At 42.1% G+C, this 19857-nt stretch carries 15 protein-coding genes and 1 riboswitch; all 15 genes read right to left on the bottom strand.

What is annotated here, in order from left to right; genetic code table 11:
* Positions 1-361: 361 nt before the first annotated feature.
* A complete protein-coding gene (icmF, locus tag MKX47_RS02570; protein ID WP_340770776.1) occupies positions 362-3604 on the bottom strand; it encodes a fused isobutyryl-CoA mutase/GTPase IcmF in 3243 nt (1080 codons plus the stop codon).
* Positions 3605-3696: 92 nt separating this feature from the next.
* Positions 3697-4329, bottom strand: coding sequence for a TetR/AcrR family transcriptional regulator (locus MKX47_RS02565; RefSeq protein WP_340770774.1), 633 nt, complete (start codon positions 4327-4329; stop codon positions 3697-3699).
* Positions 4330-4332: 3 nt separating this feature from the next.
* A complete protein-coding gene (locus MKX47_RS02560) occupies positions 4333-5469 on the bottom strand; it encodes an acyl-CoA dehydrogenase (protein ID WP_340770772.1) in 1137 nt (378 codons plus the stop codon).
* 35 nt (positions 5470-5504) lie between these two features.
* Positions 5505-6641: an acyl-CoA dehydrogenase gene (locus MKX47_RS02555; RefSeq protein WP_340770770.1), complete on the bottom strand. Its 1137-nt coding sequence runs from the start codon at positions 6639-6641 to the stop codon at positions 5505-5507.
* 11 nt (positions 6642-6652) lie between these two features.
* Positions 6653-7507: a 3-hydroxybutyryl-CoA dehydrogenase gene (locus MKX47_RS02550; protein ID WP_340770769.1), complete on the bottom strand. Its 855-nt coding sequence runs from the start codon at positions 7505-7507 to the stop codon at positions 6653-6655.
* 18 nt (positions 7508-7525) lie between these two features.
* Positions 7526-8710, bottom strand: a complete 1185-nt coding sequence (locus MKX47_RS02545; protein WP_340770767.1) for an acetyl-CoA C-acetyltransferase — start codon at positions 8708-8710, stop codon at positions 7526-7528.
* A gap of 233 nt (positions 8711-8943) precedes the next feature.
* Complete coding sequence (locus MKX47_RS02540; RefSeq protein ID WP_340770764.1) at positions 8944-11187, bottom strand: (Fe-S)-binding protein; 2244 nt, start codon at positions 11185-11187, stop codon at positions 8944-8946.
* A gap of 205 nt (positions 11188-11392) precedes the next feature.
* On the bottom strand, positions 11393-11953 hold the full coding sequence (locus tag MKX47_RS02535) for a cob(I)yrinic acid a,c-diamide adenosyltransferase (RefSeq protein ID WP_340770762.1): 561 nt from the start codon (positions 11951-11953) through the stop codon (positions 11393-11395).
* A gap of 18 nt (positions 11954-11971) precedes the next feature.
* Positions 11972-13441 (bottom strand): adenosylcobinamide amidohydrolase, encoded by a 1470-nt coding sequence (locus MKX47_RS02530; protein WP_340770760.1) that lies wholly within the window; start codon positions 13439-13441, stop codon positions 11972-11974.
* Complete coding sequence (locus MKX47_RS02525) at positions 13441-14439, bottom strand: FecCD family ABC transporter permease (RefSeq protein ID WP_340770758.1); 999 nt, start codon at positions 14437-14439, stop codon at positions 13441-13443. The genes MKX47_RS02530 and MKX47_RS02525 overlap by 1 nt, the downstream gene beginning before the upstream one ends.
* Positions 14429-15376 carry an ABC transporter substrate-binding protein gene (locus tag MKX47_RS02520; RefSeq protein ID WP_340770757.1) on the bottom strand — a complete coding sequence of 316 codons (948 nt, stop codon included), beginning with the start codon at positions 15374-15376 and terminating at the stop codon, positions 14429-14431. Before MKX47_RS02520 ends, MKX47_RS02525 begins: the two co-directional genes overlap by 11 nt.
* 182 nt (positions 15377-15558) lie before the next feature.
* Positions 15559-15743: riboswitch (cobalamin riboswitch) on the bottom strand.
* 78 nt (positions 15744-15821) lie between these two features.
* The gene (locus MKX47_RS02515) at positions 15822-16577 is read right to left on the bottom strand and encodes an amino acid ABC transporter ATP-binding protein (protein ID WP_340770755.1); all 756 of its coding nucleotides are present in this window, start codon (positions 16575-16577) and stop codon (positions 15822-15824) included.
* A gap of 405 nt (positions 16578-16982) precedes the next feature.
* Positions 16983-18260 (bottom strand): IS110 family transposase, encoded by a 1278-nt coding sequence (locus MKX47_RS02510; protein ID WP_340770751.1) that lies wholly within the window; start codon positions 18258-18260, stop codon positions 16983-16985.
* Between the two features lie 116 nt (positions 18261-18376).
* A complete protein-coding gene (locus MKX47_RS02505; RefSeq protein WP_340770749.1) occupies positions 18377-19078 on the bottom strand; it encodes an amino acid ABC transporter permease in 702 nt (233 codons plus the stop codon).
* 10 nt (positions 19079-19088) lie between these two features.
* Complete coding sequence (locus tag MKX47_RS02500; RefSeq protein WP_340770747.1) at positions 19089-19799, bottom strand: amino acid ABC transporter permease; 711 nt, start codon at positions 19797-19799, stop codon at positions 19089-19091.
* Positions 19800-19857 lie beyond the last annotated feature (58 nt).

Raw genomic sequence — 19857 nt, 5'->3', positions numbered from 1 at the left:
AAAGATAAGCATAATACCCATTATATACAATCATGCTCCTACTATGCTAGCTTCATTTCTTGTTTTTTAAATTTGTTGCTTTTTTATAAGCTACGTAAAACAAGATTAATGATAACAGAAGCAAGGGGATTGCAGCTAGTTGTTTATTATATAAAAAGAAGGTCGCCAATAGGCAAGCTAAAATCAAAATGTAATGTGAATATTGTCGCAACGTGCCGCACCTTCTCTCTAAATAGTTGTTTATGCTATCTAGTATAACGAAATTTTTTACAAACGTGGAATTTCAAGTCGCAATTTTTGCATTTTTTTGAGAAATCTTCATTTTAGAAGCTATTTTAATTACTAAAGTAGCTAGTTTTACCTACATATTTCGGCGATATTGTCCGCCTACTTCATAAAGGGCATTCGTAATTTGTCCTAGGCTGGCTACTTTGACTGTTTCCATTAGCTGCTCAAAAATATTGCCGTTTGTTTTGGCTACTTGCTTTAGTTGCTCGATAGCCGCTTCACTCGTTGCCTTGTGACGTGCCTGGAAGCTTTGTAAATTCGTAATTTGTAAATCCTTTTCTTCTGTAGAGGCACGCGCGATTTCCATATTATCTATCGCTTCATCTGATGGTGGATTTGGATTCAAGTACGTATTTACGCCGATAATCGGTAGCTCACCTGAATGCTTCAAATGCTCATAGTACATCGATTCCTCTTGAATTTTACCGCGTTGATATTGCGTTTCCATCGCACCTAACACACCGCCACGATCATTGATACGGTCGAATTCCTCTAATACCGCTTGCTCTACTAATTGCGTTAGCTCCTCAATAATGAACGCCCCTTGTAGTGGATTTTCATTTTTTGATAAGCCATGCTCCTTTGTAATAATCATTTGGATGGCCATGGCACGTCGTACAGATTCCTCTGTTGGTGTTGTGATGGCTTCATCATAGGCATTTGTATGCAATGAATTACAGTTGTCCTGCAATGCCATTAATGCCTGTAGTGTTGTACGAATATCATTAAAATCAATTTCCTGTGCGTGCAAGCTTCGACCCGATGTTTGGATATGGTACTTCAGCTTTTGTGAGCGCTCATTCGCACCGTATTTGTCACGCATCACCACTGCCCAAATGCGACGAGCAACGCGACCAATTACTGTGTACTCTGGATCTAAGCCGTTTGAGAAGAAGAAACTTAAATTCGGCGCAAAATCATCGATATTCATGCCACGACTCAAGTAATATTCCACGTACGTAAAGCCATTTGCCAATGTAAATGCTAATTGTGAGATTGGATTGGCACCCGCTTCTGCAATATGGTAGCCCGAAATCGAAACCGAATAATAATTTCGTACTTTATGGTCAATGAAATATTGCTGAATATCGCCCATCATACGCAGTGCAAATTCCGTTGAAAAGATACACGTATTTTGGCCTTGGTCTTCTTTTAAAATATCTGCCTGCACTGTACCGCGCACCACTTGTAGTGTTTTCTCACGTGTTTCAGTAAATTCCTCTACCGTTAATGTACGCCCAAGCTCCTGCTCCCGTTTTTGTATTTGCTGATCGATGGCTGTATTCATAAACATCGCTAAAATAATCGGCGCTGGACCATTAATCGTCATAGAAACAGATGTTGACGGTGCACATAAATCAAAGCCGGCATACAGCTTTTTCATATCATCTAATGTACAAATGCTTACACCTGACTCTCCCACCTTCCCGTAAATATCCGGTCTTGTGTGTGGGTCCTCCCCATATAGAGTTACCGAGTCAAATGCTGTAGATAGTCGCTTCGCATCATCGTCCTTTGATAAATAGTGGAAGCGTTTATTCGTTCGCTCCGGTGTGCCTTCCCCCGCAAATTGACGTTTTGGGTCTTCTCCTTCACGCTTGAATGGGAATACGCCCGCTGTATACGGAAACTCGCCTGGTACATTTTCTTTATAGACCCAGCGTAAAATATCTCCGTAATCTTTAAAGTTCGGCAATGCCACTTTCGGAATTTTTAAGCCAGACAAGGATTCCGTACGTAAAATTGTTTTAATTTCTTTATCGCGTACTTTTGTAATAAGTTCATCACCCGCGTAGGCCTCTTTTAGTGCATACCAATTGTTTAAAATGCGTTTGGATTCAGCTGTTAATTCATTTTGCACACCTTCCATTAACGCATCCAATGAAGCAATTAAGGCTGTTTCAGATGGCGCTAATTGTGCTTTTGTTCCTTCTAATTGGTACCATTTTGTTGCGAATTCAGCTTGCTGTTCAGCTTGCTTATGGTAATTGCGCACTGCTTCTGATATTTCACGTAAATAATAGCGACGATCTGTTGGGATGACGACGTTTTGCTTTTGTGTTTTTACAAATTGCTCATATGATGTTTGCCAATAAAAGCCAAATTTTTCATTAATTTTGCCAATAAGTGCCGCGAATAATGAATTTGTTCCTAAATCATTAAATTGTGAGGCGATTGTGCCAAACACCGGCATAGTGTCGATTGATTCCTCAAATAACTCACGCGAACGCTGGTATTGCTTTTGCACTTGTCTTAGCGCATCTTCAGAACCCTTTCGTTCGAATTTATTGATCGCAATTAAGTCGGCATAATCAATCATATCGATTTTTTCGAGCTGCGTTGGCGCTCCGAACTCGCTCGTCATCACATACATAGATAGATCGGTGTACTTCGTAATTTCTGCGTCCCCTTGACCGATACCACTTGTTTCAACAACGATTAAGTCAAATCCTGCAACACGCACGACATCGAGCACATCACCAATCGAATTCGATAATTCTGTGCGGGAGCCGCGCGTTGCCAAACTTCGCATATAGACACGATTATTAAAGATGGCGTTCATACGAATTCGGTCGCCAAGTAAGGCCCCACCTGTTTTTTGCTTTGTAGGGTCGACTGATAAAATCGCGATTTTCTTATCTGGGAACTCCTGTAGGAAGCGACGAATCAATTCATCTGTTAATGAAGATTTCCCTGCGCCACCTGTTCCGGTAATGCCGAGAATCGGTGTGTTTTTCGACTTTTTACGTGCCAGTTCCAACATGGCTTCAATTTCATCATCCTGACCATTTTCAGCAGCTGTAATTAAATTCGCTAAAATTTCAGGTGTTTCTGTTGTTACCTTTTCGAGCAACGCACTGTAATTCCCTTTTAATGTTGAAAAATCCGCACCTTCAATTTTTTTATTAACCATGCCCTGCAATCCTAATTGACGACCATCTTCCGGAGAAAAAATGCCCGCAATTCCATATTCATGGAGCTCATTAATTTCGCGTGGTAAAATAACACCCCCACCACCGCCGAAAATTTTAATATGTGGTGCGCCTTTTTCGCGTAATAGGTCATACATATATTTGAAGTACTCCATATGCCCACCTTGATACGAAGAAATCCCCACTCCTTGCGCATCTTCTTGAATCGCGGCATTTACCACCTCTTCCACAGAGCGATTATGCCCCAAATGGATGACTTCCACGCCACTTGCTTGTAAAATACGGCGCATAATATTAATGGATGCATCGTGCCCATCAAAAAGGCTGGATGCCGTAACAAAACGAACGTGATTTTTTGGCTTATATACTTCGATTTTCCCCATAATTTTCTACCCCTTTGTGATGTAATGAAACAAGAAAATCTGCCATATAAAGCTGGTGTTTTTTCACGCTCCACTTGGCAGATTTCTAAGTATTATCCAAACTTCAAAATGCCTTGTAATAACATTGTTGTTTGTAATTTAATATATTGTTCTATTGTATAGCGCTTTTGCAATGCCCATTTACGAAACGCCCAGCTTTGACCTTGAATAACAATTTGGTTGGCCGCTAAATAAATCGCGTTGTCATCCAAATTTAAGCTACCTGCTTCGACACAGCCCTTTAACATGCGCTCAAAAATGGCAACCATTTCAAATTCCTTATCTAAAATGTAGTGCATGGCCTCTTTTGGCAGTGACTTCGTTTCCTGATACATAATCGTAAATTCTTCTGGCATTTTGTCGATTAGTAAATAATATTGACGAATCGCCTCTTCTAGTGCTGTAAGCGTGCCCGTGTCAGCTGGAAATTGCGATAAGCATTTCGTAACTTCATTGAAAATATTGTCACACACTAAAAACAGCACATCTTCCTTCGTTCGAATATACTCGTATAACGTACCAATGCTAAAACCTGCTGCTTTGGCGAGCTCACGTGTTGTTGCGCGGTGAAAGCCCTTTTCTTTAAAAAGCTTCACACCGGCATCTACAATTTGTTGGCGTCGTTCAATAATTTTGTTTTCATCTTTTATTGACGATTCTACATGCAGCTTATCTTTGTTTGTCATACATTATTTCGTAATCATACGCGAAATTACAAGGCGTTGAATTTCTTGTGTACCTTCGTAAATTTGCGTAATTTTTGCATCACGCATATAGCGCTCTACTGGGTAGTCCTTTGTATAGCCGTAGCCACCAAATACTTGAACCGCTTCTGTCGTTACCTTCATCGCTGTATCCCCCGCAAGCAGCTTTGCCATAGCTGATGCCTTTCCATATGGTAAATCATTTGATTCTAACCATGCTGCTTGATATGTCAATAAACGAGAAGCTTCAATTTCTGTTGCCATATCCGCTAATTTAAACGATACGCCTTGGTTTGCCGTAATTGGTTTACCGAATTGGACACGCTCTTTCGCATAGTCTACTGCTGCATCAAGTGCACCTTGCGCGATTCCAACGGCTTGAGCGGCGATTCCATTACGACCTCCGTCTAATGTTTTCATCGCGATAATGAAGCCCTGGCCCTCTTCACCAAGTACGTTTTCTTTTGGTACACGGCAATTGTCGAAAATAATTTCTGTTGTCGGTGATGAACGAATACCCAGTTTCTTTTCCTTTTTCCCAACAGAGAAGCCTGGCGTATCCGCTTCTACGATGAATGCCGTCGTTCCATTTTTCGCATCCGGGTCTGTTACCGCGAATACAACATAAATATCTGCAACGCCACCGTTTGTAATAAAGATTTTCGAGCCATTTATCACGTAATCATCGCCATCTTTAACCGCATACGTTTTCATACCGCCCGCATCAGATCCTGAGCCTGGCTCTGTTAGACCATATGCACCGATTTTTTTCCCTTCTGCCATTGGACGTAGGTATTTTTGCTTTTGCTCTTCGTTACCAAATTTAAAAATTGGCCAGCCCGCTAGTGATGTATGCGCAGATAATGTTACCCCTGTCGATGCACAAACACGTGATAATTCTTCTACTGCGATACAGTATGCTAAGTAATCAAAGCCTGCGCCGCCGTATTCTTCTGGCCACGGAATACCTGTTAAACCAAGCTCCGCCATCTTGTCGAAAATGCCGCGGTCAAACTCCTCATGTTCATCACGGTGTTCTGCTGTTGGTGCTACTTCATTTAGTGCAAAATCGCGAATCATATCGCGTAATTGTTGATGTTCTTCAGATAATTGAAAGTTCATTTCTCATAACCCCTTTTGTATTTGTTATATTTACATCATCCGAGCACATGCTTACTTATGACAATGCGCTGGATTTCGCTTGTTCCTTCGTAAATTTGTGTTACTTTGGCATCGCGGAAATAGCGCTCTACTGGGTAATCCTCGGTGTAGCCATACCCCCCAAAAATTTGTACCGCTTCAATTGCTGTATCCATAGCCGTTTGTGAGGCGAATAATTTTGCCATGGACGCTTCTTTGCCACATGGGTACCCTTCGCTTCGTAAATGGGCTGCGCGATAAACGAGTAGCTTGGCGGCCTCTACTGCGGTTGCCATGTCGGCTAACTTAAAGCCCACTGCCTGTTGCTGAGCAATTGGCTTTCCGAACTGCACGCGCTGTTTGGCATAATCTGTTGCTGCTTCAAGCGCTGCCTCTGCAATGCCTAAGCTTTGTGCCGCAATACCGATACGTCCTACATCTAAGTTAGCCATGGCGATTTTAAAGCCCTGACCTTCTTCTCCTAGCCGATTTTCAGCCGGGATTCGCATATTTTCAAACGTTAATTGCACTGTACGCGAGCCGTGTAGCCCCATCTTTTTCTCATCTTTCCCGATAATAAAGCCCGCTGTGTCCTTTTCCACAATAAATGCGGAAATACCACGCGTCCCCGCTTCAGGATCTGTTGAAGCAAACACGATGTAAACGTCTGCCTCACCACCATTTGTAATAAACACCTTCGAGCCGTCCAAAACATAGTCATCACCATCACGGACAGCACGTGTCTTTAATGAGCCCGCATCACTACCCGCACTCGGCTCTGTTAAACAAAAGGCACCGATTAATTCACCATTCGCAAGCTTTGGTACGTACAACTGCTTTTGATCATCATTTCCGAAATACAAAATAGGATTTGTTCCAACCGATGTATGTACGGATAAAATAACGCCCATAACGGCACTGACCTTCGATAGCTCGTGAATCGCAATGATATATGAAGTAAAATCCATTTCTGCGCCACCATATTCTGCAGGTGCTGTAATGCCCATCAAGCCAAGCTCACCCATTTTTTTTAGCAAATGGCGTGGAAAATGGCCTTGCTCCATCTGTTCCACAAATGGGGCAATTTCGGTTTGGGCAAAATCACGCACCATATTACGCATCATGAGCTGTTCATCGGTAAATTGTAGGTTCATACGTGCACACCTCAGCTTTCGTATACATAGAAGCCACGTCCGGATTTTTTTCCTAACCAGCCTGCTGCTACATATTTACGTAATAACGGGCATGGGCGGTACTTACTATCTCCAAGCCCCTCATGTAAAATCTCCATGATTGATAAGCATGTATCTAAGCCAATAAAATCTGCTAATGTTAATGGCCCCATTGGATGATTCATCCCCAGCTTCATGACACTATCGATAGCTTCCTTCGTTGCAACCCCTTCATATAACGCATAGATCGCTTCGTTGATCATCGGCAATAAAATTCGATTTGAAATGAAGCCCGGGAAGTCGTTTACTTCAACACCTGTTTTCCCTAAACGCGTTGTCATTGTAGCCACCGCTTCATAAACCTCATCCGCTGTCGCTAAGCCCCGAATAATTTCAACTAGCTGCATGACAGGCACTGGATTCATAAAGTGCATCCCAATTACTTTTTCAGGACGATTGGTCACGGCTGCAATTTCTGTAATAGGTAAGCTAGATGTATTTGTCGCTAAAATTGCGTGTGCTGGCGCAATAGTATCAAGCTGCTTAAAAATGGACTGTTTAATTTCCATATTTTCAACGGCTGCCTCAATAACGATGTCTACATGTTTGGCATCATCAATTGACGTGGATTTCGTAATACGTGCGAGGATTTGTGATTTCTCTTCTTCTGTTTTTCGCCCTTTTTCCACATCACGCGCCAAATTTTTCGTAATTGTCGCGAAGCCACGCTCAAAAAATTCGTCTTTTACATCGTTTAAAATGACTGTAAAACCAGCCTGAGCACATACTTGAGCAATTCCTGAACCCATTTGCCCCGCGCCAATAACCATCACTTTTTCAATGTTCATTCCTTCATCCCCTTAATATCATACTTCGATTAATACCGCATCACCTTGACCGCCACCTGAACAAATTGCCGCAATTCCTAAGCCCCCACCGCGACGCTTCAGCTCGTAGGCAAGCGTTAAAATAATGCGTGCCCCACTTGCACCAATTGGATGACCAAGTGCTACCGCGCCACCGTTGACATTTACTTTTTCTGCATCTAGCCCTGCAATTTGATTGCTTACAAGTGCGACTGCAGCAAAGGCTTCGTTAATTTCAATTAAATCAATTTCCTCAATTGACTTCCCTGCTTTCTTCAGGAGCTCATTAATGACAAGCCCCGGTGTTTGTGGGAAATCCTCTGGTGCAACGCCCACTTCCGCATGACCTACAATTGTTGCGAGTACGGGACGATTTTCTTGCTTAGCCTTTTCTTCGTTCATTAACACTAGCGCACAGGCTCCGTCATTAACGCCTGGTGCATTTCCTGCTGTAATCGTACCGTCTTGACTAAAGGCAGACTTTAGTTTTGCAAGCGTTTCCATCGTTGTGCCTACTCGTGGTGCTTCATCTTGTGCAACGGTGATTGGCTCTCCTTTACGCTGTGGAATTTCGACTGCCACGATTTCTTCAGCAAATTTTCCTTCTGCGATTGCCGCTAAAGCCTTCTCATGACTACGAACCGCCCATGCGTCTTGCGCTTCACGAGAGATCGTGAATTTGTCGGCAGTACCGTTTCCGTAAATGCCCATATGTACTTGTTTCGGATGGAATGCACAGGACAAGCCATCATAAATCATGCCATCTACTAAGCTCGCATCCCCCATGCGTAAGCCAAAGCGCCCTTTCGGCATATAGTACGGTGCATTGGACATGGATTCCATGCCCCCAGCAACAATTACCTCTTCGTCCCCTAAACGGATAAGCTGATCGGCTAATGTTACACTGCGCATACCTGATGCACATACTTTATTAATCGTTTCTGTTTTTACAGCCCATGGAATACCAGCCTTCGTCGCTGCTTGGCGAGATGGAATTTGCCCTTGCCCCGCCTGTAAAACGGTTCCGATAATGACTTCTCCTACTTCTTCTGCCGCTACATTTGCCTTAGACAAAGCAGCTTTTATGGCAACACCACCTAAATCACTGGCTGTTAATGTGCTTAATGCACCGCCAAATTTACCAAATGGCGTTCTTGCCCCATCTAAAATGACTGTTCTCGACAATCCATACACCCCTTTGTTTGAATAATCGAACTATCGTTCCAGAAATTCCCTTTGATTTACATTCGACTGAACGCTCGCTCAATTTGATTTCTAAAAAAATGAGAGTAACAAAGACTCTCATTTTTTAACTAATTTTATTGTATTAAATCCTTCATTATTTCGCAACAAAATTATTCGAATATACAGAAATTAATAGTTTATGCTCATTAAACCTTGTTTTCCTCGTTCGATGATTATTTTTCTGTTTCCTCAGCTTTTTGAGTATCTTCTACAGTCGCTACTACTTCAGAAGCTACTTCTAGTTGAACAGCTGTCACGGCTTCTTCTTCTACATCCGATGCAACTTCCACTTCTTCTACTGGTACTGCTTGAGGTGTACCGAATACCGCGCGCTCTAATAACTCTGCGATATCGTATGTGCCTACTGTATCCTCTACTTCCTTCGCCTTCGTACCATCTGAAAGCATCGTTAAGCAGTATGGACAGCCTGAAGAAATTACCGAAGCCTGTGTCGCAATCGCTTGTTCTGTACGTGCGACATTAATACGATTCCCTACATGCTCTTCCATCCACATTAAGCCACCACCAGCGCCACAGCACATGCCTTCTTCACGGTTACGTGCCATTTCTACAAGCTTTACACCTGGGATGCCTTTTAAAAGTTCGCGTGGCGGGTCGTATACATCATTGTAACGGCCTAAGTAGCAAGAATCATGGAATACGATTGTTTCATCCACACGGTGATCCATTGTCAATCGTCCTTGCTGCACTAAATCATATAATAATTCAGTATGATGCAGCACCTCGCCCTTCCAGCCGAAATCCTGGTATTCATTTTTGAAAATATTATAGGCATGTGGATCGATTGTTACGATTTTTTTGACATTATTTTTCTCGAACTCTGCAATATTTTCCCCAGCAATTTCTTGGAATAGGAATTCATTACCTAAGCGACGTGGTGTATCCCCCGAGTTCTTCTCCTTGTTGCCTAAAATCGCAAATTTCACGCCAGCTTGATTCATTAAACGCGCAAAGGCTAATGCAATTTTTTGTGAACGATTGTCGAATGAGCCCATCGAGCCTACCCAGAATAAATACTCCATTTCTTCGCCTGATTTTTTCAGCTCTTTTACTGTTGGAATATGCACTTTTTCATCTAGCTCGCGCCAGTTTTCTTTTTCTTTACGGTTTAAGCCCCATGGATTGCCTTGACGCTCGATATTTGTCATCGCGCGCTGTGCATCCGGGTTAACCTTTCCTTCTGTCATCGTTAAATAACGACGTAAATCAATAATTTTATCGACATGCTCATTCATAACTGGGCATTGGTCTTCACAGTTACGACATGTTGTACAAGCCCAAATTTCTTCTTCTGTAATGACATCCCCAATTAATGATGGACTGTAAATATTTTCGATCACCGCACCTTCAGCACCTGCAGCCATTGCTAGCTGATTGCCTTGTGTGTTGCTAAAGAATTGGAATGGTACCCAAGGCTTTTGCTTTGTTTCCACCGCACCTGTGAATGTTAAATGATCACGTAGTTTAACGATTAAGTCCATTGGTGACAGCATTTTTCCTGTCCCTGTCGCTGGACACATATTCGTACAGCGCCCACACTCTACGCAAGAATATAAATCCAACATTTGCTTTTGTGTGAAGTCCTGAATTTTCCCTACGCCCAGTGGTGGCATACTTTCTTCATCTTCAGCTTCTTCTAATGCCGCAAAGTCAATTGGACGTAATGTACCGATACGCTCTTGACGGTTGAAGTAAACGTTTAAAATCGACGTAATTAAGTGGAAGTGCTTGCCTTGTGGAATGTACACAAGGAATGCTAATAATGCCAGTAAGTGCGCCCACCACATGATGAAGAACCCTGCTGCCGCAATTGTTGGGCTCATCCACTGGAATGCCCACGCAATCGCAGACGCAACTGGCTCAGAACCTGCTAAGCCGTGATCTTGCCAAATTAAATAAAAGCCATTGCCAAACAATGTCGCAAACATTAAAACAGATAAGAATAAATACACTAAACCATTTTTAAAGCCTTGTTTTAAACGGACCAGCTTTTCTAAATAACGACGGTAAAATGCCACCGCTACCGCAATTAAAATGGTTAAAACAACAAGCTCCTGTGTAAATGTAAACATTGGATATAAGCCACCCAAAGGAATGTGAGAGCCTGGTGCTAACCCCTTCCAAATCAAATCAATCGCACCGAGCTGTACCATCAAGAATCCATAGAAAAACAGTACGTGTACAAGACCCATCTTTTTGTCTTTCAATAATTTCGATTGGCCAAATACCTTTTCGACAATATCATTAATACGCTGTGACATTTTAATATTGAATTCTTCTTTACGACCTAATTGTACATAGGCGTAGCGTGTTTTTAAGAGATATGCGAATAAGCCAAGCGCATATGCCAACACAGCAATAAATGCAATCCAGTTAATAATTAAAAATGTATTCATCCTTTTCCCCCCTAGAAAACTGAAAGCTAAACCCCTTTGTTATTTTTCACTAATAACAATCTCTATTTCCATATTAATCTATAAATCCATTGTAATTATGAATGAGCATTCAGTCAACAAAATTCGTCATTAATTCTGAAAATTAAATGAATACACAAAAAATGCTAGCTCGACAATTTTCATTGTTTAAGCTAGCATTTTTACATTATTTAAATACGTTGGCGCTACGAATATACTCGACATCCGGAATATCTAAGCGATGGTTGACAACACGTGCCGCCGCGAATAAATAATCCGATAAACGGTTTAAATATTTTTGGACAACCGGTGAGACGTCTTCAATTTCCTTCATTAAGGACACCGTTTGACGTTCGGCTCGACGCGCTACCGTACGTGCAATATGAAGCGTTGCTGCTGCGGGTGCACCACCTGGCAAAATAAAACGCTGTAGCGCTGGTGCCTCTTCTGAAAGCACATCAATTCGCTCTTCTAAAATCGTAATTGGCTCCTCTTTCAGCTTATAATGACGCTCTTTCATGACATTCGCTAAATCGCCGCCACCATCGAATAACTCATGCTGAATGGCTGTTAAATCTTTGATAAGGTCTTCAAATTTCTCCTGATTTAGCTCTGAAACGGCTTTTCCGATAAAGGAATTCAGTTCATCAATTGTCCCATATGCCTCGACGCGTAAATGATCTTTGTCAACACGACCCCCGATTATGCTTGTTTTCCCCGTGTCCCCTTGCTTTGTGTATAATTTCATCGCACTCACCCTTCCCTTTCACTCATGTTCAATGAATTGCTGATACTTTTTTATTGCCGCTATCGTCGTTTCGAAAACACCGCGCCCGATTAATTTACCGATTTCTGTAATAGGTCCTGCATAGGGTAGCTCTTGCCCTTGCTGTGTTGCTGCAATCAGTATGCTATCTGTCGCGGTACTCGTTGCAATCGTACCTGTCACGGCATCTTTAATTTGCTGATCCGCGAGTGCCTTTGTTTTTGCTTCCGTTGCGGTAATCATCGCTTGAATAAAGGCTTCATCTGTTAGCTTACCATTAATGACTACCCATGTATTAATCGTTCCAGCATGCGGCTCTTCATCGCGTAAATAAGTCTTCGTCACATCGACACTATTGCCAACACCCGCTGTTACCATAATGATTACTTCTAAATCATGCTGTGTAAACGACTGAATTTCCACACATTTTGTGGCTACAGCGGTCAGCATCACAACCGTACTCGTCGGCGCAAAATGATTAGCTACTAAAAAGTTAACCGTCTCTTCTTCTACACTGTATATATCATAGTCTGGCGCAATCGAACGATTTAAAAATGTATCATACCAGCCTATTCCTGCATTATGCACTGCTGATGAAATGACCTTTAATGGTGCATTTGCTTTTAATTGAATATATGCGTTCGTAATTGTAAAATTCGCTACTTGAATTCGCGCTTCCTCACGCTGTAATTCATTCGTAGGCAGCATTGTAATTTGTGGCTTTGGTACTTCTGGATGTGGATACGTTGCAACTCGCGCCTTATATACATCGGCAATTTGCTGCTGTAAAATGACCTCATGTGGCAAGCCATATGCGCGCACTTCGCCATCTTCTAACAGTAGTAATTCATCACAATATAACGAGGCTAAGTTGATATCGTGGAAAATCGACACAACCGTTAGTCCATGCTGTTCTACTTGCAGACGAATCATATCTAAAATTTGCTTTTGATGCGCGATATCTAGATGATTCGTTGGTTCATCCAGCAGAAGGAGCTCCGAGTTTTGAGCCAGTGCCTGTGCGATAAATACACGTTGCTGCTCGCCGCCAGATAAAAACTCTAAATAATGCTCCTTGTAGCGCGTAACACCGGTGCTTTCCATAGCATGCTGTACCATCTGTTCATCCACATCTGACCAAGTCGAAAAAAAGCCTGTTTGATGGGGGTAACGACCTAGTGAAACCGCATCATAAACACGATTTGAAAATGTACTCGCATTTAATTGTGGGAGCACCGCCATTTTTTTGGCTAGTTGCTTCACATCATAGCTTTTAATCGGCTGATTTTCGATTAATACTTCACCCGTAGTGGGATTAATAATGCCGCTAATCATTTTTAATAATGTCGATTTTCCGCTACCATTCGGACCTAGTATCCCCAAAATTCGACCTTTTTTCACGTGAAACGTCACATTTTTCACAACACTCTTGCCGCTATAGCCACCGCTTAAGTCATTTACCTGTAACATTATGCAACACCCTTTCTACGTTGCTTAAAGAAAATATACGCAAATACTGGTGCACCTATAAAGGACGTAATGACACCTATCGGCAATTCGATTGGCGCGATAATCGTACGCGACACTAAATCACAAATTACGAGCAAACTCGCGCCATTTAAAAACGAAAGGCTGAGCAAATGTCGATGATCTGCACCAATTAAAATACGAATCATATGCGGCACAACTAACCCAACAAAGCCAATCGTTCCTGACGCCGCAACCGCAGCACCCGTCAAAATCGAGCCTCCTGCTAAAATCATATATTTACTACGCTTTACATTGACTCCTAAATATTGCGCGCGCTCCTCACCGTAAACCATTGCATTTAGCTCGCGACGATTCAGCCAAATAATTAATGCGCCAATGATCATAAACGGTATAACCATTCTCACATAGGGCCAGCCACGCATCGACACACTACCAAGTAACCAGCCGATAATTTCACGCAGCTGCTCGCCCGTCAATGCTACCATCAATGAAATACAGGCACCTAAAAATGAACTAAAAATAATTCCAGTTAAAATCAATGTTTCCATTTTCATCGTACGGTCTACTAAACGAGCAAACAGAAGCACGATGACAATTGTTATCGCCGCGCCTAGCATACTAAAGATTGGGAGCGTAAACGAGCCAAGGAATGGAATCGAAATACCTAAAAAAATCGTCATTACAGCCCCAACAGAAGCTCCCGAGGAAACGCCTAGTGTATACGGGTCTGCTAATGGATTTTTCAGCAAACCTTGGAAGGCAGCTCCCGCAATTGCAAGAGACGCACCAATTAATGCCGCTAAAATAACACGTGGCATTCGTATTTTCCAAAGAATGCTGTAGGCAACGGGGTCTGTCGTTTTATCCCACAGAGTAGAGAGCGGAATGTCGACCGAACCAAATGAAATCCCAATCCACATACTCGCTAAAAGTAATCCAATCGATAAAATATAGGCGATTGAATATTTACTGTTCATTAAATACCTCTGGATAAATAGCCTCCGCGATCGATTCAATGCCCTCCACTAGACGTGGACCTTGACGACTTGTCGTATCCGCATCCACTAATTTTACGTTGCTGTTTTTCACCGCAGTCATCTCTGCATAGGCATCATTTGTTGTAAGTTCCTCAATATCATTTTCATACGTCGCTAAAATAACATCTGGGTTACTGCTGACGAATTGCTCAGCGCTATACATTGGCCAGCCTAGTTCGGGTACAGCATTTTCCACATTTAGTACTTCTAACATTTCATTAATAAAGGTATCCTGCCCTGCTGCATAAAGGTCAGGGTCTGTACCAACAACGATAAATACCGACTTTTCTTCTAAGTCTGCCACCTTCACTTCGATTTCTTCAATGTCTTCTTTCATTGAAGCGATAATATCGTTCGCTTCTTGTACCTTATTTGTCAAACGCCCAATTTGCTCAATCGTCGTATATGTTTCTTCAAATGTTTTAGCATCTTTCACAACAAATACCGGAATCCCAACTGCTTCTAGCTGTGCAATCGCTTCTTCATTAAAGCTATACATACCTGATTCATGCGCCAATACTAAATCGGGTTCTAAGGCAATGAGTTGCTCTAAATTAAATTCCATGCCGCCAACCTTTTCCTTCGTTAACGCTTCCTCTGGGTATGTGTCATTGTCAGAAACACCAATAATTTGATCGTTTAAGCCTAAGCCAAATAAGATTTCTGTATTTGATGGAACGAGTGAAATAATACGCTCCGGAGCTTTTTTGATTGTAATATCTTTGCCTAATGCATCCATTTGTGTAATTGGAAATTGGGCTTGCTCTGTTGCCTCGGTAGTTTCATTTTCTTTTACTTTGTCTGCTTCTTCCTCGCCGCATGCTGCTAATGCTACTGTTAATACGGCTACTGAAGAAAGTGCTTGCCATTTTTTCATTGTAAAACTGCCTCCTTGGATTTAGAAAACACATCTACTGTGCTCATTGTTTCATAAGCCCTGATCACCTGTTATTTAGCAAAAAGAAAAAGCCCCACCTCATATGAGAAGGAAGCTTTACGTATGCAAATAAAATTCAACTAACCGGAACTTATCTGCCACATCCTATCCTCGTAGGCGTATCTTTGGGCATTATAAAGGCAGGTCTCCTGGCTTATGCGTTCAAACGTTTAATAGCGCCTTCCCGTATGATACAGTGGCATCATGCTTTAAACTCGCATTTACAGTGGCGGGACCGCATCGGCATTTAACCGATTTCCCTATTACTTCTTATTGTTGAATAAGAACCTTTACAATCGATATGAAATTTATCTTTTATTATAGCGGATAAATTTCGTTTTGTACGCAAACTTATACTTATTTTCAGATAATTCCTCTTAATTCATTAAATATGATACGTGTATTCTTCTGGTAGGACGCGGCGTAGAAATTGCTTTGTGCGGTCTTCTTTTGGCTGCACGAATATTTCATGTGGTGAGCCCTCTTCGATAACATGACCACCATCCATGAAAATTATCCGGTTGGCCACCTCCTTAGCAAATGACATTTCATGTGTCACTACGAGCATTGTTGTCCCTTCTTTTGCGATATCCTTCATCACCGTTAGCACTTCGCCAACCAATTCTGGATCGAGTGCAGAAGTGGGTTCGTCAAATAAAATAATATCTGGATTTAAGGCGACCGCGCGTGCAATACCGACACGCTGCTGTTGGCCTCCTGATAGCTGACTTGGGTAAGCATCATATTTCGCCGATAATCCGACTTTATCGAGCGCTGTTTTCGAAATGTCATAGGCCTGATCCTTTTTCATGCCGCGCCCAATAATTAAACCTTCTGCCACATTTTCAAGCGCAGTTTTATTATTAAACAAATTATAATTTTGAAAGACGAAAGCCGTTTTTTTACGAATAGCCAAAATATCCTTTTTCGAGGCTTTATGTAGATCCACCGCAATTTCATCAAAATGGGCAGTCCCCACATCTGCATGCTCTAAAAAATTTATGCAGCGTAGCAAGGTCGTTTTCCCTGAACCACTCGGCCCTAAAATGACAACTACATCGCCTTTAGCTATCGTTAAATCGACCCCTTTTAACACTTCATTTCCACCAAAAGTTTTATGCACATTTTTTACTTCCAGCATGCTATCCCCTCCCTCTATAAATGTTGATATATCAATGGTTTGCACCGTTTTCGAGTGTCCAAAAAATATTTTTCGACACGTACATCTATCGTTATTTTGTAATTCTTGATTTTTTTTACAAACAGTCCGTACGCTTCGCTATAGGATAAACCAGTAAATGGTAATTATCCCTCTGATCCTGTGCGCTATATCGATGCACTTTTGGATCTCTGCGTTGCTTATGATGACGGACCCTCCCATATCTCTAGGCGTCTGATGCGCGTACATTCCTTCGTTCGGTCTATTCATAAGGCAGAGGCTGGCGATGCTCCCTTAGGGACTCTTTGCGATTCGCACGGTCGAATGGTGGAAATAGTGCCGGCTTCTCCGTGTCATCCTCTTGTTTGTGACTTCTGATGGTGTCGCTTACGCAGCCGTTTGAAGCTGGGTGAAATCGTTCATCATTTGGTCTGGATTAAAATAAATTTTCTTGTTACACAAGGCATGTAAAATCTTCAGTAACTTCCCACACAGGACGACAATCGATTGCTTTTTACGCAGTGGATTGTTGGTGCGTGTGGTGTAATGTTCGTGTAACGCTTTAAACGCTAGATTATGTTGAATCAATGGCATCATGACACGGAATAGGAGGGCGCGAAGTTTGCGTCTTCCACGTTTAGAAATCCGTTTTTGTCCGGTTTGTTTACCTGAAGAGTTTTCACGCAATGTGAGTCCCGCGAGTTTGATTAATTGGCGTGGATGCGTATATTGCGTGAGCGAACCGACTTCTGATAGTAATTCGACAATCGTGACATCGCCGATTCCGGGTACAGATGCTAGGTAGTCATAATCCGTCATTTGTTTCGCTAATTCCGTTAATTGTACAGTCAATTCATCGAGCTGTGCCTGCATTAGTTTCACTTGAGAAAGCAGTGTGGCGATTTCATAACGGGCCATCACCAGTCCTTCCGTCAGTCCAATTGAATGAGGTGCCAGTTCGACTAATTGTTTCGCTTTCGGTAGTTGAGGACTTTTCATCCCGTCTACTTGGCGATAAAGGAAGAGCAGTTCTTCCGGTGTTTTCCCTTGAATATCCATTGGCAGCGGCGTTTTTTCCAGCACCGCATACGCCATTTTTCCAAAATTTTTAAAGACTTGTGTAAACTCTGGGAAGAAACGGTCTAACCAACGAATGATGCGGTTTTGAAGGGCGTTTAAATCCTCTTGAATTTTTGAACGCAACGTCGCACCATTTCGTAATTCCGCTTCCACGCCTTCTAAAAGACGAGGATAGCTAAAGCGTCCATCTCGCATTAGACGGGCGATGACAAGCGCATCTTTTTGGTCATTTTTCGTCTGCAGGTTGTCGTCGAGTTCTTTCGAGCGATTGACGTGCATCGGATTGACCATCACAAACGGAATCCCATAGTGTGTTAAAAACGCCGCTAAGTTCATCCAGTAGTGACCAGTTGGCTCGAAACCAACGAGGATTTCTTGTTTTTCATGTGCCGTTTTTAACGTAAGCAGACGCTCATAAAACGCTTCAAATCCGATACGTGATTGCACGATAGGAAATGATTTTTGGAGCACGCGACCGCGATCATCCACAGCACAAGCGAAGTGCTTATGCTTGGCAATATCGATGCCAATGACTAACGTATTTTCAGAAACTTGATTAATTTTTTCATTCGTATTAAAATTCATTGTTGTAAGTCCTCTCTGTAGATGTGCGAGTCAATTGTCTGGTTGACACTCAAACATCATACGAGAGGGCTTTTTTCTTTTCAAGTCCCTGAAAATTCTTCTAACAGGAATGCTCCTTATACAGTCGCTACCTTATAACGACTTAACCGTTTTTCAGACCATTTAAATAAATATTCTACTGTCATACAAATAAGTAGATAAACAACAAATATATCAAGATAGGCTTCTAAATAGTTGTAGCCTAAATTTGCCTCTACCTTGGCCTTTAACGTAATTTCTTGCAAGGAAATCGCATAGCCAAGCGATGTCGCTTTAATTAAGTTAATCGTTGCTGTGCACAAATTAGGCATCGCGGAAACAAGCGCCTGTGGAATAATGATGCGGCGGTATGCCTGGGCTGTCGTCAAACCTACTGACTGCGCCGCCTCCAGCTGACCTTTTGCAACGGTTTGTAAGGCCGAACGAAATATTTCAATTAAGATGGCTGCCGTATTAAACGAGAAAATAATAAAGGCATACCAGAGTGGATTAATTTCATAAATGGGATAATCAATCTGATACTTTTCAAAAATGCCACTTAGTATTAACGGAATCGTTGCATAGAGCACGAAAATTTGAATAATGACCGGTGTCCCACGAACGAATGAAATATACACTTTTGCGAACTGATTGATTACAGGTACTTCATAAATACGTGCCAGTGCTAGTAAAAAACCAAATGGTACCGCAATAAACAGCGAAACAACGGTTACGAGTAGCGCAACTGGAACGCCACTTAATGCGACAAAAAATGTATCAATTAAAAATGGCCAATTCATAGCGTACCTCCTACGTTGTTTTTATCGTTTGCTTTCCTTTACTAAGCATCTTTTCAAGCACTGCGAAGAGTTTCTCGATGGAAATCGATAACACCCAATAAATGACCGCTAATGCGATATAAATTTCTAATGTATGCGTACCATAATTATTCGCAATAATTAAATTTGCCTTGCCAACAATGTCAATAAAGCCAATTGTATACGCAAGTGCGCCTTCCTGTAATACCGAAATGAGCCCATTGCCGAAGTTTGGCAGTGCCACGACCAATGCTTGCGGGAAAATAATGCGGCGATAGGCTTGAAACGGTGTTAAGCCAACACTGACCGCTGCTTCAAATTGCCCTTTATCAATCGCTAAATAGGAAGAGCGAATGACTTCTGACATCATCGCCGCAAATTGCAGACTAAAGGTCACAACAACAAATACCCCAGTGGATACATCCTGCAAATAAATGCCGAATACCCCTTCTGCAAAAGCAGGAATGCCGTAGTACACTAAAAACAATAAAACAATTGCCGGTGTACAGCGCATAACGGTTGTATACGCATTTGCTAAAGCGCGTAATAATTGGTTATTGCTTAACTTCGCCGCAGCGAGCACGAAGCCGAATAGAGAGCCACCTATCACCGAAAAGGCCACGATATATAAGGTCACCCATAAATAGGGCAATAAATCGGGTAAGGCCGCCCAAATATACGACATATCAAAGTATTTTTCCAATTGCTTCCCCACCTTCATCGATTCGCTTCATCACTTTCAAAAACGCCCGCTACAAGAG

Source organism: Solibacillus sp. FSL R7-0668 (genome assembly GCF_038006205.1).
Taxonomy (GTDB): Bacteria; Bacillota; Bacilli; order Bacillales_A; family Planococcaceae; genus Solibacillus.
The sequence above is the reverse complement of the archived record's forward strand: the minus strand, read 5'-3'. Positions and strand labels throughout refer to the sequence as shown.

Coding starts and splice junctions, on each gene's coding strand:
- MKX47_RS02540 (WP_340770764.1), bottom strand. CDS start 11,187: ATGAATACATTTTTAATTATTAACTGGATTGCATTTATTGCTGTGTTG.
- MKX47_RS02550 (WP_340770769.1), bottom strand. CDS start 7,507: ATGAACATTGAAAAAGTGATGGTTATTGGCGCGGGGCAAATGGGTTCA.
- MKX47_RS02560 (WP_340770772.1), bottom strand. CDS start 5,469: ATGAACTTTCAATTATCTGAAGAACATCAACAATTACGCGATATGATT.
- MKX47_RS02525 (WP_340770758.1), bottom strand. CDS start 14,439: ATGAACAGTAAATATTCAATCGCCTATATTTTATCGATTGGATTACTT.
- MKX47_RS02530 (WP_340770760.1), bottom strand. CDS start 13,441: ATGTTACAGGTAAATGACTTAAGCGGTGGCTATAGCGGCAAGAGTGTT.
- MKX47_RS02535 (WP_340770762.1), bottom strand. CDS start 11,953: ATGAAATTATACACAAAGCAAGGGGACACGGGGAAAACAAGCATAATC.
- MKX47_RS02510 (WP_340770751.1), bottom strand. CDS start 18,260: ATGAATTTTAATACGAATGAAAAAATTAATCAAGTTTCTGAAAATACG.
- MKX47_RS02515 (WP_340770755.1), bottom strand. CDS start 16,577: ATGCTGGAAGTAAAAAATGTGCATAAAACTTTTGGTGGAAATGAAGTG.
- MKX47_RS02505 (WP_340770749.1), bottom strand. CDS start 19,078: ATGAATTGGCCATTTTTAATTGATACATTTTTTGTCGCATTAAGTGGC.
- icmF (WP_340770776.1), bottom strand. CDS start 3,604: ATGGGGAAAATCGAAGTATATAAGCCAAAAAATCACGTTCGTTTTGTT.
- MKX47_RS02520 (WP_340770757.1), bottom strand. CDS start 15,376: ATGAAAAAATGGCAAGCACTTTCTTCAGTAGCCGTATTAACAGTAGCA.
- MKX47_RS02555 (WP_340770770.1), bottom strand. CDS start 6,641: ATGAACCTACAATTTACCGATGAACAGCTCATGATGCGTAATATGGTG.
- MKX47_RS02565 (WP_340770774.1), bottom strand. CDS start 4,329: ATGACAAACAAAGATAAGCTGCATGTAGAATCGTCAATAAAAGATGAA.